This is a genomic window from Nannocystis exedens, from assembly GCF_002343915.1.
Lineage (GTDB): Bacteria > Myxococcota_A > Polyangia > Nannocystales > Nannocystaceae > Nannocystis > Nannocystis exedens.
In genome coordinates this window covers 3,560,093-3,574,914 of sequence record NZ_NETK01000001.1, presented here as the reverse complement: position 1 = coordinate 3,574,914, position 14,822 = coordinate 3,560,093, and the positions used below count along the sequence as shown (strand labels likewise).

Genomic DNA, 14,822 nt, shown 5'->3' with positions numbered 1-14,822 from the left:
GGCGCCGAGGGCATGTCCTCGGCGCCATGTCTTTTGTGCCATGCCCATTCGGACATGGCAGGCAGCCCGCTCAGTCCTTGCCGGCCGGGTACATCGAGTCGATCAGGGCCTTGTAGCGCTTGGAGACCTCCTTGCGCTTGACCTTGAAGGACGCGGTGAGCATGCCGTTGTCGACCGTGAACTCCTCGGGGGCGATCCGGAAGTACTTGAGCGACTCGAACGAGGCCAGGCCCTGGTTGACCTCGTCGAGGTAGCCCTGGACCTCCTTCTGGACCGCGTCGCTGTTGATGTCGGCGGGGTTGCCGGTGCGCTGCGACCAGGCGGCGAGCTTCTCCTTGTCGACGGTGACGAGGACGACGCAGTACTTGCGACCGTCGCCGATGACGACCGCCTCGCTGAGGATCGGCTTGGTCTTGAGCAGGGCCTCGATCTTCTGCGGGGCGACGTACTTGCCGCCGCTGGTCTTGATTAGGTCCTTCTTGCGGTCGGTGATCCGCAGGTGCATGTCCTCGTCGAACTCGCCGATGTCGCCGGTGTGGAACCAGCCGTCGCTGTCCCACGCCTCGGCGGTGGCGTCGGGCCGGTTGAGGTAGCCGGACACGACGTTGGGGCCCTTGGCGAGGATCTCGCCGTCCTCGGCGAGGCGCAGCGAGACGCCCTTGATCGCCGGACCGACGGTGCCGATCTTCCAGTTGTTCGGGCGGTTGGTGGTGAGGCCCGGGCAGGTCTCGGTGAGGCCGTAGGCCTCGCAGACGTTGAGGCCGAGGGCGATGAAGAACTCGCCGACCTCCTTGGGCAGCGGCGCCGAGCCGGACAGCAGCACGTGCATGCGGTCCATGCCGAGCTTGGCCTTGAGCTTGGAGAACACCAGCTTCTCGGCCAGGGCGGCCTTGACGCTCAGCGCCAACGGCAGCGGCTTGTTCTTCTGCCGGTAGGGGATGGTCGCCTTGCCGACCCCGAGCGCCCAGTGGAAGATCTTCTGCCGCAGGGGCGGGCTCGAGGAGACCGTGGTCATGATCTTGCCGTAGACGCGCTCGTACACCCGCGGGGCCGCCGGCAGGAAGCCGGGGCGCGACAGGCCGAGGTCCTCGGCGACGGTGGCGATCGACGACAGGACGATCTTGCAGCGGAAGAAGGCGCCGCCGAACTCGACCAGGCGGCCGAACGAGTGCGCCAGCGGCAGGAACAGGAACGCGCCGCCGACCCGCGCCTTGTCGCTGAACATGCCGACCTCCTCGACGTTCTCGAGCATGCTCAGCATGTTGTCGTGGGTCTGGATGACGCCCTTCGGCGGGCCCGTGGTGCCGGAGGTGTACGTGTACGTGGCGACGTCCGAGCGCTGGATCGACTGCATCCGCTTGTCGCGCTCGCCCTTCGTCTCGGCCAGCGCGGCGCGGCCGCGGGCCTCGACGTCGGCCAGGCTCTCCCAGTCGGCCGCGGGGGCGATGCCGGTCGGGTCGAGGACGATGAAGCGCTTCAGCTTGACGGCGTCGGCCGGGTACTCGACCTCGAAGAACGTGAAGCCGCGCTGGGCCGCGCGCACCTTGTCGAGCATCTCCTTGTTCTCGACCACCAGCAGCTCGGCCTTGGTGTCGGCGTGGATGTAGCCGATCTCGGGCGGCAGCAGGCTGACGTAGATCGGCACGGTACGATAGCCGAGCGACAAGAGCGCCCAGTCGGTCAGGATCCACTCGAGGCGAGTGTTGGCCATGATCGTGACGCAGGTGCCGGGCGTGGGCGTGTGGCCGCCCTTCAAGATCCCGGAGGCGATCGCCTCGACGCGATCGGCGGCCTCCCCGAAGGGGACGTCGACGAAGGCACCGCCCTGACGGACGCAATAACCCGGACTCTGGCCCTCGGAGCGGGCGCGGTCGAAGAACATCTGAGCGAGGTGTGTGTCAGCCATGATCGAGGCGCTCCAACGTGGCACCTCTTGTAGCGAAGGCTCGCACGCCTGTCCAGGCGCCTTCCCGGCGGAGTTTCCCGGGCCTTCCGGGCGTGGACGCGCGGGAACCTCGTTCGCGGGCCCGCCCGGCGTATCCGCGCAAACGACGTTCACGGACCGACCGTCCTGTCTGAAGGGACATGTCCCCAGGGCACGGGCGAGCGGCCGCGCCGGCTCGCTCGAGTCCGCCTCGCAAAGCGCGCGGCGAGCGACCGCGGGCCGCACCGACAATGACCCGCGCGCGCGCGGAGGTCAGCGAGCCACGCCGACGACGCGCCAGTCGCCGAAGCGTCGCTCGAGGATCAGGATGAAGGGCTCACCGCGGACCTTGCTGACGGCGTAGTTGCGGCCGAGGCCCTCCTGCACGCCGGCGGGGACGCTGCCGAAGCGCTTGCGCAGGCCGGAGGCGGTGAACACCTCGGCGGCTCCGGGCGCGCCGCTGCCGGCCTCGTCGAGCATGGCCTGGAGGACACCTTGCAGCTCCTCGCGCGTGCGGGCGACGACCTGGTCGCCGATGACGAACGGCAGGCTGGCGCGCGCGGCCAGCTTGGCGGCGTCGCGAGCGGCGAACACCTTGAGCCAGGCGTTGGCGGCGTGCGCGGCCTCGGCGTCGGGCTGGTCGCCGGTGCCCTGCTCGGGCGGCTCGGCGTGGTTGTGGCCGTCGCCCTCACCGTGCTCGTGGTTGTGCCCGCCGGGCGCGGCGGGGCCCTCGGGACCGGACGGCCCGGGCGCGGCCGGGCCCATCTGGCGGGCGAGTCGACGCGAGGCCATCGCCTCCGACTCCGAGCTGGCCGGACGGACAGCTCGGTTCGGATCGGGCCGCTCGCCCTGGCCGGCGTTGTCGAGGATGAACGGCTCGGCGCCGAAGGTGCCGCAGGCTCGTTCGTCGCGGTGAAACGCCCAGTGGATGTAGACCTTGCCGTTGCCGCTCAAGATCTCGCGCGGCGGCTGCGGGTAGGGCCCGGCGTTGCGCACGACCTCGCGCGCGGCCCCGTCGAACTGCATGTTGCCGGAGTAGCGGACGGTCCGCAGCTTGTCGAGCGAGCCGTCGCTGTTGAGCACGATCTCGACGCGCGTCCACAGGTCGGGCTTGTTGAGCGCGTTGCCGCGGCCCATCGTGTCGAGCTGCTCGAGGAAGCCGAACGCCCACTTGTCGTGGATCGTCCGGTGCATCGTGGCGATGAACTGGGCGAACGGGTGCTTGCGCGAGCGCAGCGCGGTCTGGTTGCCCGGCCGCACCTCGGGGACCATGTTCTCGAGCGGCGATTGATAGAGCTCGCGCGCCTCCTCCCAGATGCCCTTCTTCTTCGACTGGCGCTGGGAGATCAGGTCCTTCTTCTCGGCGATGTCGCGCCCGAACAGCGCGTTCATCTCGTTGGCCGACAACCTGAACCGAAGGACAGGTGATTTGGTGTCCGCGGAGCCGGCCTGTTGCTTGTTCCGCTGCATGACCGCGGCGGCGGCCTTCTGGTCGGGGGCGAGCTCGCCGGACGCGGCCGCGTCGGCGGCGGCCTCGTGCTTGAGCATCTCGGGCGAGTGCTCGCGCGGGGCCAGGTCGCGCATCGACAGCAGGCTCTTGGCCTTGGGGTCGTTCTGCTCGGGGATCTTGGTCTCCGGGCTCTGCTGGACCTTCGGGGCCTCCTGCGCGAGCTGGCTCTTCTGCTCGCGCGTCTCGGCGATCTTGTCCTCGGCCGCCATGCCCTTGGTCGGCTCGTTGCTCGGCTCCTGCTGCGAGGCCTTGGCCTGCTCGGCGTCCTTCTGCAGGTTGGTGATCTCGGCCCGGGTCTCCTCGGTGACGTCGCGGTTGATGTTCGACAGGTAGTGCGCGTCGTCGGGAGACTCCTTCTCGTCCTTCTCCTCGAGCTGCTCGACCATCTTGAGCTGCAGCAGCTCGAAGTCGATCTTCTCCTTCGGCTGCTCCTGCTCGGGCGGCTTCTCCTCTTCCTTCTTCTTCTCCTCGGGCTTCGGCTCCTCGACCGGGAGCGGCTCGGGCGGCTTCTCGAGCTCCTTCTCTTTCTTCTTCTTCTCGCGCTCTTTCTTCGGCTCCGGCGGCTCGGGGTCGTCGAGCTCCGCGAGCGGGTCGATCGGCTCCTTGTCGTCCACCAGCGCGACGATCACCTCGGTCTCGCACTTGCCGTCGACGATCGTGTGCACGAGGCCGTCGTAGAGTTGATTCGCGTCGCCCGACAGCGCCTTCTCGAGCAGGTCGACGCCGCGCTCGTAGCCGTTGACGCAGGCGGGCTTGCGGGCGACCGGGAGCGACGCGGCCCGGTCGCCGGAGCGGATCAGCACGAGCAGGCTGGTGCTCACCGCCGCGACGTTGAGGCCCGCGGAGAACAGGAAGCAGCCGAGGAGCGCGAGGGGCCCGGCGCCCCGACGACGCCGAGTGCGGTCCCCAGGCGCGAGAGCGCCAGGTGTGGGCGGCCGCGGCACGGGCAACACTGTAGCGGAAATCTACCGTCAGGGCTCGCTGCCGCCGTTGCTTGCACTCACGGCGGCGTCAGCGGCCGAGACCGCCGGCCGACTAGTGGAGGCTGCGGTAGACGCCGATCACCTTGCCGACCAACTCGAAGGCGCGATGATCGCCGCGGTGGACGTAGATCGGCTGCATCGCCGCGTTGCCGGGCTGCAGGCGGATCTTGTCGCCCTCGGGGTAGTAACGCTTGCACGTCACTTCGCCCTCAATCATCGCCACGACGATCTCGCCCCGCTCGGCGGTCGCCTGGCGACGGACGAACACGTAGTCGCCGTCGAAGATTCCATCCTCGATCATGCTCTCGCCGTGGACGACGAGGCCGAACACCTCGCGCGGCTGATTGCCGTGGAGGAAGAACTGGTCGACGCTGATCCGGTTGGTGACGTTCTCGTCGGCCAGGATCGGCTGGCCCGCGGCCACGCGCCCGAGGATCGGGATCTCCGTGGTGCGAACCCGCGCCGTGCTCTCGGGCGCATCCACCGGTCGCAGCGCGCGGCTCTTGAGCTCCTCGCGGACCAGGTACCCCTTGCGCTCGAGCGCCTTGAGGTGGTCGTTGACGCCGTTGGTCGAGCGGATCCCCATGTGCTCGCCGATTTCGCGCAGCGTGGGCGGGTACCCGTTCGCATCCAGACAGGAGGAGATGAAGTCGAGCGCTTGCTGCTGGCGGTGGGTGAGCTGGGGTTTCACGGGGAGAGCCTCCTGCGGCGGCTGCGGAGATCACGCCTTCGGCACTGAACGGTGTATACAAACAATTTGCTCAGGTCAAGCTATGCGGAACTGCGAAAGGCCGCGGCATGCCCCGGGCGACAGAGCCCGCTGAAGCCTGAAATTTGCCCGCCGAAGCGGCCCCCGCGACCCTCGTGGCATGGGTCCGGATCTCGACAGGCGACAGGGGCGAAGGGACCGCCGCGATCCTTCGCGGCCGGCGATCGCGCCCGGCGTGGAGCGGCGGGTCAATCAGGGCTGCCGGCGACGCCTGCCGGAGCCGCGCTGGCGCCAGTGGCCCTCGATCCTCGCCGCGGCCGTGCTCGGCGTGGCGGCGGCCGTGGCGCTGCAAGGGCTGCAGGCCGACGCCTCCGTGGTCGCGCCGGCGCCCGTGCAGGAGACCGCCGTTCCGGCGCCGGTGGTCGCGGTCAAGGCGTCGCCGATCTCTCTGACCGAGGCGCAGCGCCTGCATGACGAGGCCGCGGCGCTGACCCCCGCCGGAGTGGCCTTCGACGAGTCCGCCCACGCGACCTGGTTGCCGCGGATCGGGCGTCTGGAGGCAGCAGCCGCCGATCCGGGCCTGTCGCCGGAGATCCGCGAGGAGCTCGTGGCGACGCTCGAGGCGCTGGCGAAGGTCGGCCTCGGCGGAAGGCGGCCTTAGACCTCCGAACCTCCTGGGAGGTTTCGGTTGTTTGCTGCTTTCTGTGCTAGCGTGAGGGCTGGAGGTCCGCTCATGAGATCGCTTCAGCTTTGGTCGGTATCTGTCGCCGTGGTCGCCTTCGGCGCATGTGGCGACAAGTCCGGGATGATGACGGCGACCGGCGCGTCCGGACAGACCGGCGACACGCCCGACTCCGAGGGCGACGACACCGAAGTGCCCGAGGACACGACCGGGCCGGGAGCGACCTCGACCCCGGACGAGACCGAGGGCAGCACCAGCCCCACGAGCGGGCCGGCGAACCCGACCAGCACCTCGGACGGCGAGACCTCCACCAGCGCCGGCTTCATCGTCCCGCCCGACGGCGGGATCAGCGGGCAGTGCGACCCGCGGGTGCAAGACTGTCCCGAAGGACAGAAGTGTACGGCGGTCGCGCCGGCCGAGGGCGAGCCGTGGGGCGTCAACACGTGCGTCGAGATCAAGGGCGACGGCGCGGTCGGCGACCCGTGCGACGTCGAGGACGGCAAGTACACCGGCGTCGACAACTGCGCGCTCGGCAACATCTGCCTGCTGACCGACGACGAGGGCCAGGACGGCGTGTGCGTCGAGTTCTGCGACACCAACGACGCGTGCCCCGACACGCCGACGGCCAACTGCGTGGTCTACAACGACGGGTCGCTGCCGATCTGCCTCGGCGCCTGCGACCCGCTGGTGCAGGACTGTCCCGAAGGACAGGGCTGCTACAACTCGGCCGGCGACCTGTTCGTGTGCTTCAAGGAGCCGACGATGGCCGGCGAGGGCGAGCCGGGCGACGAGTGCCAGTACATCAATCAGTGTCAGAAGGGCGGCTTCTGCGCGGCGACGACCGCGGTCGCCAACTGCCCGCCGATGTCGGCCGGCTGCTGCACCCCGTTCTGCCCGGTCAGCGGCGGCAACGGGCCGTGCCAGGCGGGCGAGGAATGCACGCCGTTCTTCGAGATGGGGATGGCTCCGCCCTCGTATGAGGATGTCGGGGTCTGCGTGATCCCCGCGTAATCTCGCGCCCGCGCCCGAAGCGCCTGGGGCGTGAATGCAGGGGCCCGCGTCAGGTCGACCGGGTCCTAGCTGCTACGCTGGCGGACATGCGGCTCCTCGTAAATGCCATCATCACCGGCTTCGGGCTCAAGCTCGGGGCCGACATCTACAAGGCGGTCAAGAAGAAGCTCGGGCTCCCCGACGACGACGGCGACAACAAGGTCGTGCCGGTCGACCCCGCGGCGCAGAGCTGAGGCTACCGCTCATTCTTTGGCGGTCCGGGAGCCCGACGGCGCCTGTGGCGTCGGCGGGGCCCCGGGCTGCGACTGCTGCGACTGCTGCGACTGCGGCGGCGCAGAGGGCTGTTCCTTGGCCCGCTGCGTCGCTTTTTCGGCCTTGATCGCTGGCTTGAGCTGGCCTTCGGGGTCGATCGAGAAGCGGATCTCGGCCTTCACGTCGATCACGAGGCCGGCGATGACCCGCTGCATCAGATCGACGGTGTCCATGCCGTCGAGGAACTGCCGGACCTCGGCGCTGATCATCCGGACGACCTCGTTCTTGGTCGCCTGGGTCACCCCGGTCACGATCTCCTTGCCCTTGCCGATCGCGCCGTCGGGGTCCAAGAGGCCAGCGAGGCCCTCGCCGATCTTGCGGCGGAAACTGGTCGAGGTGAACCCGAGACGGTCGTCGCGGGGTGGCACATCGTCGTCCTCGGGGTCGCGCATGGGGTCACAGTAGCGCTCCCGCACACGCGTGGCCATCCGTCCCGAGGTGCGCCCACGCGTCCCGGAGGTCCTTCCGCCGGCCGCGCCAGACTTGTGGCGCCAGGGCCGCCGGCGGGGGACTTTCCAACGGCCGCGGGAATGTGTTATCTGCCATCCGGCGTTCTGGCCCCAGAAGACGGGGGCCCGGCGCCTTCAGGCCGCAGGACCGCGAAATCGCCGAAATTCCCGGTCTGAAAATCCCCCCGCTCCAGCTTGATTTATGGGCCCGGTGCCCGGATCTCCTTGCCTTGCGAACCTTGGACTGAGTCTCGAGAGATTGTCCTACATCTCCCACTTTTTCCGACCTCGCCCGATTCCGTGATAAGTCCTGAGCACACGACTGCAAGGACTGGAGCAACAAGGTTCATGACCGCTTACCTCGGAAACATCTGTGCCGCCCTCGTCACAATCGGTCTGCTCGTCGGTACCCTCCGCTTCTCCCGGCGCGTAAGCGGCTAAGCTGGCGATGGCCAGGCCTCCGCAGCGCTCCGATCCGTTCGGCGCCTTCTTGGCCTCGCAAGCGCTGTGGCGCGAGGCCGCGCAGGGCGGCGAGCACGCCGAGCTGTCGCTGCAGGACATCAACGAGATCCAGCTGCTGCTGCGCGGACAGTCGGTCATCGACTGGCACCGCCTGGCCCTGAGCTCCGACGAAGACGTGCGCCGCCTGCTGGCGCTCAACGGGCTCGACCTCGGCGACCCACGCGACGAGGCCCGCCTCGCCGACCTCCGCCAGCAAGCCGTCCGCTACATCAGCGACGTGCTCAAGCTGCGCCTCGACGACACCATCGCCGACAAGGTGCCGTGGGTGCAGCTGCCGCGGATCGCCTCGGGCAAGGCCAGCGCGCACCAGCGCCAGGCCTGCACGCTGCTCAAGGTGATGCACATCCTGTATCACCTCGAGGCGCGCGAGATGCGGGCGTCGCTGGCGATCTCCGACTCGGAGATCTTCTCGCTGGTCGAGGAGAGCGTGACCCGCATGTTCGACGAGCTGCGCACCGCCGGTGTGCCGGTGGTCGAGTTCTCGTGGTCGCGCAAGTCGAAGGAGTCGCAGCTGACCAAGCTGCTGCTGAAGAAAGAGACGAACGCGGCGCGCGTGTTCGACCGCCTGCGCTTCCGCCTGATCGTCCGCGACCCGGCCGACCTGGTGCCGACGCTGCGGATCATGCTGCACCGCTGCATCCCGTTCAACTACGTGGTGCCCGACCAGACGGTCAATACGCTGATCGACCTCAACAGCCTCAAGGTCCTCGGCGCCGACGCGAACTTCGACACCGACGCCGCCAACCGGCCTCAGCCAGGCCCCAACGAGTTCTCCGGCAAGAGCTTCCACGTGCTCAACTTCGTCGCCGACCTGCCGGTCCGCGTCGACGCGCTGCTGCCCCACGACCACGACGAACGCCGCGGCCGCGTGGTGTTCGTGCTCGCCGAATTCCAGGTGATGGACAAGCGCACCGCCGAGGCCAACGAGCAGGGCGAGAGCTCTCACGCGGAGTACAAGCGCCGGCAGCACCAGCACGTCCGCATGCGCCTGCTCCGCGAGCCCCGCGACGGATAGGCGCGATCTCGCCGACTTGTGGGCGTCGGCGGCGCCGTCTACCGTCGATCCTGCAATGCAGGAGCGCCGTCGTCGTCGTCGCCGAGTGTGGCTGTGGGTGCTGCTGGTGGCGGTCGCGCTGCTGCTGTGGTGCCGCCGCGAGGCGCCGCTGGTGCTCGGCACGTTCAACATCCAGACGTTCCCGCACGAGAAGACCCTCGACGAGGCAGTCGCGGCGGCGATCGCCGAGCTAGACGCCGACGCGTTCGCGGTGCAGGAGATCCGCGATCCCGGGAGGTTCTACGCGACGCTGGACCGCGCCAGCGCGCTGACCGGGCGGCGATACGCGGCGGTGTTGACGAATTCGTGCCGGGACAACCGGAAGGGACGGCTGAACGTCGGGGTAGTGTACGACGCGGCGCGGCTCGAGCTGAAGGACCACCGGTCTCTGAGCAAGGGCGATGTCTGTCCCACGGGGCAGGCGCCTGCGCTGCTCGCGTCGCTCCGCACAGGCGCGGGGCGGACGTTCTCGCTGGTGTCGGTGCACTTCGACTCGGGCGGCGAGGAGCAGCAGTTCGAGCGTCGCAAGCAGCAGTGGCGGTGGTTGACGTCGATCTTGCCGGCGCTGCGCGAGGAGTTCGGGGATGTCGTGGTCGCCGGCGACTTCAACACGACGGGGTACCTCGACCAGGACGGCGCCGAACGGCGCTTCATCGACGACATGGTCGGACGCCACGCGCTGCAGCTACCGACCGGCGCCCTGGGGTGCTCGGAGTACTGGCGGCCGAACAGCAAGGTGCGGCGCTGGGAGGCGAGCCTGCTCGATCACTTCCTCGGCTCGAAGGACATGTCCTTCGGGACACCCGTGGTGCTCGGCATGTGCGCGGCGCTGGCGTGCGAGACGCAGACCACCGAGCCGCCCAAGTTGCGCTCGGTGTCGGACCACTGCCCGGTGCGCATCGCGCTGCGGAAGTGAGGCGTGGCGCTCGCGCCACGCGTCGCGGCTCACCACTTCACGACGTCGCAGGTCGGGTCGAGCTCGGGCGCGTCGGCTTGCGGGAGGCTGATCTCGAGCGTCTGGTCGCCGCTGCGGATGGTGTAGTTGCCGGGCTCGAGGCCGCCGACGATGCAGGCGACCGACAGGGTCAGGCAGGTGTCGCAGGGGCCGCTGCGCTGGGTGTAGACGCCGCCGGCGTGGAGGTTGATCGTGCTGCCCTGGCGGTCGACCTCGCAGTTGGCGTTGAAGTCCTTGGGGCAGGCCATGCAGTCGTCGAGGACGACCACGACCTCGAGCTCGTCGCCGGCGGCGAACGAGGCGAGGGCGGGGGCGTCGACGCAGATCTCGCCTTCGCTGTAGTTGTGCTGCTCGGCGCAGGCCGGGGCGAACACCAGGAGGAGGGGGACGAGCCGGGCGTATCGCATGGGGTCAGTATGGCAGATCGGTGGGGGGCCGGCGGGCGCGCGGGCGCTCAGGGCAGCTGGCTGGCCCGGGTGACGCAGTTCCGGCCGTTGTGCTTGCAGTGGTAGAGGGCCTGGTCGGCGCGCTCGATGAGCTCGGCGGTGGCGTGGCCGTCGGTCGGGTACTCGGCGACGCCCATGGAGATCGTGACGGCGAACGGGCCCTGGTCGCTGGTCATGGTCTGGGCGGCGACCTCCTCGCGCAGCTTGTTGGCGAAGATGGCCGCGCCCTCGGCGTCGGTGTCGGGCAGGACGAGCACGAACTCCTCGCCGCCGTAGCGGGCGACGATGTCGACCTTGCGCGCGCGGCCGGCGAACACCGCGGCGACCCGCTTGAGCACGGCGTCGCCGATCGGGTGGCCGTAGGTGTCGTTGACCTTCTTGAAGTGGTCGATGTCGGTGAGGATCAGCGAGAAGTTGCGACCTGTCCGTTCGGCCAGGGCGTGGATCTGCGCCAGGCGCTCCTGGAAGGCGCGGTGGTTGGTGAGGCCGGTGAGGCCGTCGGTGGTGGCGCGCTCCTCCATGGCCCGGTACATGCGCGCGTTCTGCAGGCCGACGCTGAGCTGGTGCGAGAGGACGCGGAGGATCTCGCGGGTCGCCCGCGGGAACTGGCGCTCGCGCGCGGCGGCGAGGGTGAGGGTGCCGAGGACCTTCTCGCCGTGCAGGAGCGGCAGCACCAGCACGCTCTGGGCCGGGCGCAGGCGGGTGTGGACGTCGAAGACGACGGTCTCGGGCTCGACGCGCTCGTCGGCGGCCGGCATGAAGTGGCGGTTCTTGGTCGCCATGGCGACGAGGCCGGAGCCGTGCTCGAACACGCGGTCGCGCAGCGACTCGGCGATGCTCCGCCAGCCGTCGCCATGGGTCGGGTCGCGGTCGCCGGGGACGTCGACGGCGAGCACCCGGTGGGCCTCGGCGTGCTCGTCGTAGGTCGAGATCGCGGCGAGGTCGTACGGCGCGATCGCGCGGATCGCCTCGAAGCTCTTGCCGTACAGCGCCTCGAGCCCGAGCGCGCCGCTCAGCAGCTCGCTCGCGCGGTACAGCTGCTCGTGCTCGTAGCGGCTGCGCATCGCGGTGATGAAGGCCCGCTCGTGGTCGACGGTGCGCAGCACGTGCTGCGCCGCGGCGGCCAGCTTGTCCTGCTCGGCGGCGGTGAACGGCTTGGCGTCGATGCGGTCGGCGCACAAGACCCCGAGCAGCCGCTCGCCCCGGACCAGCGGCACTGCGCACAGGTCGGTGACCGCCACCGGCGCGCCGTAGTACGGCGGAAGATGCTTTTCGGACATGTTCTTGAGGACAAGCGTCCTCGGGTTGCGCAACAGCCCGGCCAGCACGCCGGGGCTGGCCAGCTCGGGCGCGCTCACCAGCGCGGTCGCGGCGGAGGCGGCGCGCTTGAGCACGAGCTCCTCCTCGGACATCCACAGCAGGGCGCAGGTGTGCAGCTCGAGGTCGCCGCGGATGAGCTCGAGGCTGAACGCGACCTGCTCGTGGATCGCGTGGACGGCCGACTGGGTCAGCTGCGCCTCCTCGGCGTCCCGGCTCTTGCGCGGCGCGGCGGCGGCGACCAGGCGGAAGTCGCGGGCCTCCTGACGGATGTGCGACAGCTCGTCGGCCAGCCGCTGGGCGTGCTCGCCGCGCAGGCGCCGGACCAGGGCGCCGAGGATCAGCAGGTTGCCGGCGGCGAAGAAGGCGATATAGCTGAGGTGGAAGGCGATCTTGGCCCCGGAGTCATGTCCCGAAGACCAGCCGACCGCGACCTCGAGCAAGGCGATCGAGGCCAGCCACACGCCGGCGATCCAGCGGGCGCGGTGGAGCAGCAGCAGGAACGAGGCGAGGGCGTAGACCAGCGGGTGCGCCGGGCTGGCGAGGCCGCCGGTGACGGCGATCAGCAGGTAGGTGCCGGTGATGATGAGGAGGCCGAGCTCGAGCTCGTGGGCCTGCGAGTAGGTGGCGGCGTTCGGCCGCAGCTCGCGGGCCAGCGCGCGCACGAGGGTGGCGGCGAAGACCGCCAGCGAGGCGGCCAGCGCCGGGCTGCCCTCGTCGAAGGCGGTCGGCGTGGCGGCGCCCACGGCCAGCACCAGCCAGGTGGCGAGCAGGACGAGGAGGCTCCAGCGCTCGCGGGCGCGGAGGCGGAGGCCGTGGAGGGTGCGGGCGAGCGTGGTCATGGCTTGGTCTTGTCGTCGCGGCGGATCTCGAACACCACCTCACCTGGCCGGATCAGGTTGAGGTCCTCGCGGGCGATCCGGGCGACCTCTTCGGGGTCGCGCTTGAGGGCGGCGATCTCGGCCCGCAGGGCCTCGATGTCGGCCTGTAGCCGCTCGTTGCCGCGACGCAGCGCGGCGTGTTCCTTCTCCACGCGCGCGAGGTCCTCGGCGCTCCCGCCGGTGGCGACGTGCTGCGGCAGGTAGGCGATCGCGAACGCGAGCAGCGCGGCGAGCAGGATCCGGTTGACCCATTGCATGGGGAGCGGGCCGACCTTGGCCGGGGTGATCGATCGGGGCAAAAATTCGGCGAGAGCGGCCGGCCGAGTGCGCGATGCTGCGCGCCTGTGCAGTGGCGGACGACTGTCACCGACGACGAAGAGGACGGCGGGCGGGCGACGCGAAGAGGATCGCGGGCGAGCGGCGGCCCCCGCGAGCCATGTGCTGTCGCCGGCAGGGGTTCGGGGGAGCTGAGGCGCAGTCTGTTTTGTCAGCGCGGGCTGCCCCGCACGCTGGTGCCGACCGACCTGCGCCGGGCGCTGCATGACGATGAGCGGAGCCCGTGCTGGGCCGGACGGCACCCGACGCGGCCCTGGCGAGGTGTCGGGCGCGAGCTCCGAGGCTCGGCGCCCGGACGTGAGCGCGCCGGACGCGGTGGCGGTCCCTGATCTACCCGAGATGTCCGGGAGAACATGTTCCGAGCGACAGCTCGACCCGGAAGATCTTGGCGCGCGCCTCAGGCTGTCCCGCGGGACATGTCTTAAATTTTTAAAACAGACTCAGTGGCGGTGGAGGATGCCGAGCTTCTCGATGCCGCACAGCTTGGCGACGTCCATCGCCTGGACGACCTTCTCGTGGCGGGTGTTCTGGTCGGCCTTGATGTTGACCGTCGACACCTGCTTGTCCTTGGCGGCGTTGCACAGGCGCATCTGCAGCTCGCGGTCGTCGACGACGACGCGGTCGACCTCGAAGCGGCCGTCCTCGCTGATCTCGACCACCAGGGCCTTGGCCTCGCTGGCGGGCTCGTTGCTCGAGGCCTTGGGCAGCTTGACCTTGAAGGCGCTGTCGGTGTTGAAGGTCGCGGTCAGCAGGAAGAAGATGAGCAGCTGGAAGGTGACGTCGATGAGCGGCGTCAGGTCGACCAGGCCGCCGCCGCTGCCCGGGCGCCTGCGCCCGGTCTTGCCGCGGAAGTTCACGGCGTCACCTCGGGGGCGACGGGCTTGGGCTCGGTGACGGGGGGGCGGGCCTTGGCCGCGCGGCGGCCGTCCTCGAGCAGGTTGACGATCGCCATCGCGTCCTCCTCCATCTCGAGCACCAGCTTGTTGGTGCGGTCGAGCAGCACGCGGTAGAGGAGCAGCATCGGGATCGCCACGGTGAGGCCGTAGGCGGTGGTGATGAGCGCCTGCCAGATGCCCTGGGCGAAGGTGTCGGGGCCGACCGCGCCGGAGGCGTAGGCCTCGACGAAGTTGCGGAAGACCTGGATCATGCCGACGACGGTGCCGAGGAGGCCGAGCAGCGGCGAGATCGTGGCGACGGTGCCGACGATCTCGACGTTGCGGTCCATGTGGGCGATCTCGCGGGCGCCCACCTCCTCGACGGCCTCCTTGATGTCGGCCCGGCTGGTGCTGTGCTCGAACGCGCGGAGCGCGGAGGCGATGATCAGGGCGATCGACGACCCGTTCTCCTCGCACAGGAGCAGCGCCTCGTTGACCTTGCCCTTGGCGACGAGCGCGCGGATGCGGTCGACGAAGGCCCGGGGCAGCACCTTCGAGCGCTGGGTCGACCACAGCCGCTCGAAGAAGATGCCGACCCCCACGATCGAGGCGGCCAAGATGGCCCACATCAGGGGCCCGCCCTGTTGGAAGAGTTCCTTGAGATCCATCGAGAGTTCGCCCGGTCGGAGAGCCTCGCCGCGGCGGCAGGCCCGTGAGTGTTCGGATGCAGGCCCAAGCCGCAGGGCTCGGCCGGGGGTGAAAGATCCGCCGGGAGCGGATTGAAGCGGTGTACTCTCTGCCCCCGGCCCCTCGCAACCTGTCGGCGCGGCCGCCGTGCGAGTGCGCTCACGTGCGC

Annotated in this window: 14 protein-coding genes; 5 read left to right on the top strand and 9 right to left on the bottom strand. The window is 69.7% G+C overall.

The window, feature by feature from the left end; translation table 11 throughout:
• Positions 1–70: 70 nt before the first annotated feature.
• From NAEX_RS14025 to lexA, 3 genes are all read right to left on the bottom strand, one after another.
• Positions 71–1,906 carry an AMP-dependent synthetase/ligase gene (locus NAEX_RS14025; RefSeq protein ID WP_096328006.1) on the bottom strand — a complete coding sequence of 612 codons (1,836 nt, stop codon included), beginning with the start codon at positions 1,904–1,906 and terminating at the stop codon, positions 71–73.
• A gap of 291 nt (positions 1,907–2,197) precedes the next feature.
• Positions 2,198–4,255 (bottom strand): TonB family protein, encoded by a 2,058-nt coding sequence (locus tag NAEX_RS14020; protein WP_096328005.1) that lies wholly within the window; start codon positions 4,253–4,255, stop codon positions 2,198–2,200.
• 214 nt (positions 4,256–4,469) lie between these two features.
• Positions 4,470–5,108 (bottom strand): transcriptional repressor LexA, encoded by a 639-nt coding sequence (lexA, locus tag NAEX_RS14015; RefSeq protein WP_096328004.1) that lies wholly within the window; start codon positions 5,106–5,108, stop codon positions 4,470–4,472.
• A gap of 253 nt (positions 5,109–5,361) precedes the next feature.
• Here lexA and NAEX_RS14010 point away from each other — a divergent pair, with 253 nt between their 5' ends.
• From NAEX_RS14010 to NAEX_RS50130, 3 genes are all read left to right on the top strand, one after another.
• Positions 5,362–5,787, top strand: coding sequence for a hypothetical protein (locus NAEX_RS14010; protein WP_096328003.1), 426 nt, complete (start codon positions 5,362–5,364; stop codon positions 5,785–5,787).
• Between the two features lie 72 nt (positions 5,788–5,859).
• Positions 5,860–6,819, top strand: coding sequence for a hypothetical protein (locus NAEX_RS14005; RefSeq protein ID WP_143140707.1), 960 nt, complete (start codon positions 5,860–5,862; stop codon positions 6,817–6,819).
• A gap of 86 nt (positions 6,820–6,905) precedes the next feature.
• The gene (locus tag NAEX_RS50130) at positions 6,906–7,052 is read left to right on the top strand and encodes a hypothetical protein (RefSeq protein WP_170135709.1); all 147 of its coding nucleotides are present in this window, start codon (positions 6,906–6,908) and stop codon (positions 7,050–7,052) included.
• A gap of 9 nt (positions 7,053–7,061) precedes the next feature.
• Here the strand turns inward: NAEX_RS50130 and NAEX_RS14000 are convergent, their stop codons facing one another.
• Positions 7,062–7,523, bottom strand: a complete 462-nt coding sequence (locus NAEX_RS14000; RefSeq protein WP_096328001.1) for a hypothetical protein — start codon at positions 7,521–7,523, stop codon at positions 7,062–7,064.
• A gap of 505 nt (positions 7,524–8,028) precedes the next feature.
• Here NAEX_RS14000 and NAEX_RS13995 point away from each other — a divergent pair.
• Both NAEX_RS13995 and NAEX_RS13990 read left to right on the top strand, forming a co-directional pair.
• Positions 8,029–9,117, top strand: a complete 1,089-nt coding sequence (locus tag NAEX_RS13995; RefSeq protein ID WP_096328000.1) for a TIGR04552 family protein — start codon at positions 8,029–8,031, stop codon at positions 9,115–9,117.
• A gap of 55 nt (positions 9,118–9,172) precedes the next feature.
• Positions 9,173–10,072, top strand: a complete 900-nt coding sequence (locus NAEX_RS13990; RefSeq protein WP_096327999.1) for an endonuclease/exonuclease/phosphatase family protein — start codon at positions 9,173–9,175, stop codon at positions 10,070–10,072.
• Between the two features lie 29 nt (positions 10,073–10,101).
• Here the strand turns inward: NAEX_RS13990 and NAEX_RS13985 are convergent, their stop codons facing one another.
• The 5 genes from NAEX_RS13985 to NAEX_RS13965 all read right to left on the bottom strand — a co-directional run bounded on the left by NAEX_RS13985 (position 10,102) and on the right by NAEX_RS13965 (position 14,595).
• A complete protein-coding gene (locus NAEX_RS13985) occupies positions 10,102–10,518 on the bottom strand; it encodes a hypothetical protein (protein ID WP_096327998.1) in 417 nt (138 codons plus the stop codon).
• A 47-nt stretch (positions 10,519–10,565) separates the two neighbouring features.
• Positions 10,566–12,716 (bottom strand): sensor domain-containing diguanylate cyclase, encoded by a 2,151-nt coding sequence (locus tag NAEX_RS13980; protein WP_096327997.1) that lies wholly within the window; start codon positions 12,714–12,716, stop codon positions 10,566–10,568.
• The gene (locus tag NAEX_RS50125; protein ID WP_170135708.1) at positions 12,713–13,054 is read right to left on the bottom strand and encodes an FtsB family cell division protein; all 342 of its coding nucleotides are present in this window, start codon (positions 13,052–13,054) and stop codon (positions 12,713–12,715) included. Before NAEX_RS50125 ends, NAEX_RS13980 begins: the two co-directional genes overlap by 4 nt.
• A 477-nt stretch (positions 13,055–13,531) precedes the next feature.
• A complete protein-coding gene (locus tag NAEX_RS13970; RefSeq protein WP_096327995.1) occupies positions 13,532–13,948 on the bottom strand; it encodes an ExbD/TolR family protein in 417 nt (138 codons plus the stop codon).
• Complete coding sequence (locus tag NAEX_RS13965; protein ID WP_177325944.1) at positions 13,945–14,595, bottom strand: MotA/TolQ/ExbB proton channel family protein; 651 nt, start codon at positions 14,593–14,595, stop codon at positions 13,945–13,947. The genes NAEX_RS13970 and NAEX_RS13965 overlap by 4 nt, the downstream gene beginning before the upstream one ends.
• Between the last annotated feature and the right edge of the window lie 227 nt (positions 14,596–14,822).

Coding starts and splice junctions, on each gene's coding strand:
- NAEX_RS14025 (WP_096328006.1), bottom strand. CDS start 1,906: ATGGCTGACACACACCTCGCTCAGATGTTCTTCGACCGCGCCCGCTCC.
- NAEX_RS14005 (WP_143140707.1), top strand. CDS start 5,860: ATGAGATCGCTTCAGCTTTGGTCGGTATCTGTCGCCGTGGTCGCCTTC.
- NAEX_RS50130 (WP_170135709.1), top strand. CDS start 6,906: ATGCGGCTCCTCGTAAATGCCATCATCACCGGCTTCGGGCTCAAGCTC.
- NAEX_RS14000 (WP_096328001.1), bottom strand. CDS start 7,523: ATGCGCGACCCCGAGGACGACGATGTGCCACCCCGCGACGACCGTCTC.
- NAEX_RS13995 (WP_096328000.1), top strand. CDS start 8,029: ATGGCCAGGCCTCCGCAGCGCTCCGATCCGTTCGGCGCCTTCTTGGCC.
- NAEX_RS13990 (WP_096327999.1), top strand. CDS start 9,173: ATGCAGGAGCGCCGTCGTCGTCGTCGCCGAGTGTGGCTGTGGGTGCTG.
- NAEX_RS13985 (WP_096327998.1), bottom strand. CDS start 10,518: ATGCGATACGCCCGGCTCGTCCCCCTCCTCCTGGTGTTCGCCCCGGCC.
- NAEX_RS13980 (WP_096327997.1), bottom strand. CDS start 12,716: ATGACCACGCTCGCCCGCACCCTCCACGGCCTCCGCCTCCGCGCCCGC.
- NAEX_RS13965 (WP_177325944.1), bottom strand. CDS start 14,595: ATGTGGGCCATCTTGGCCGCCTCGATCGTGGGGGTCGGCATCTTCTTC.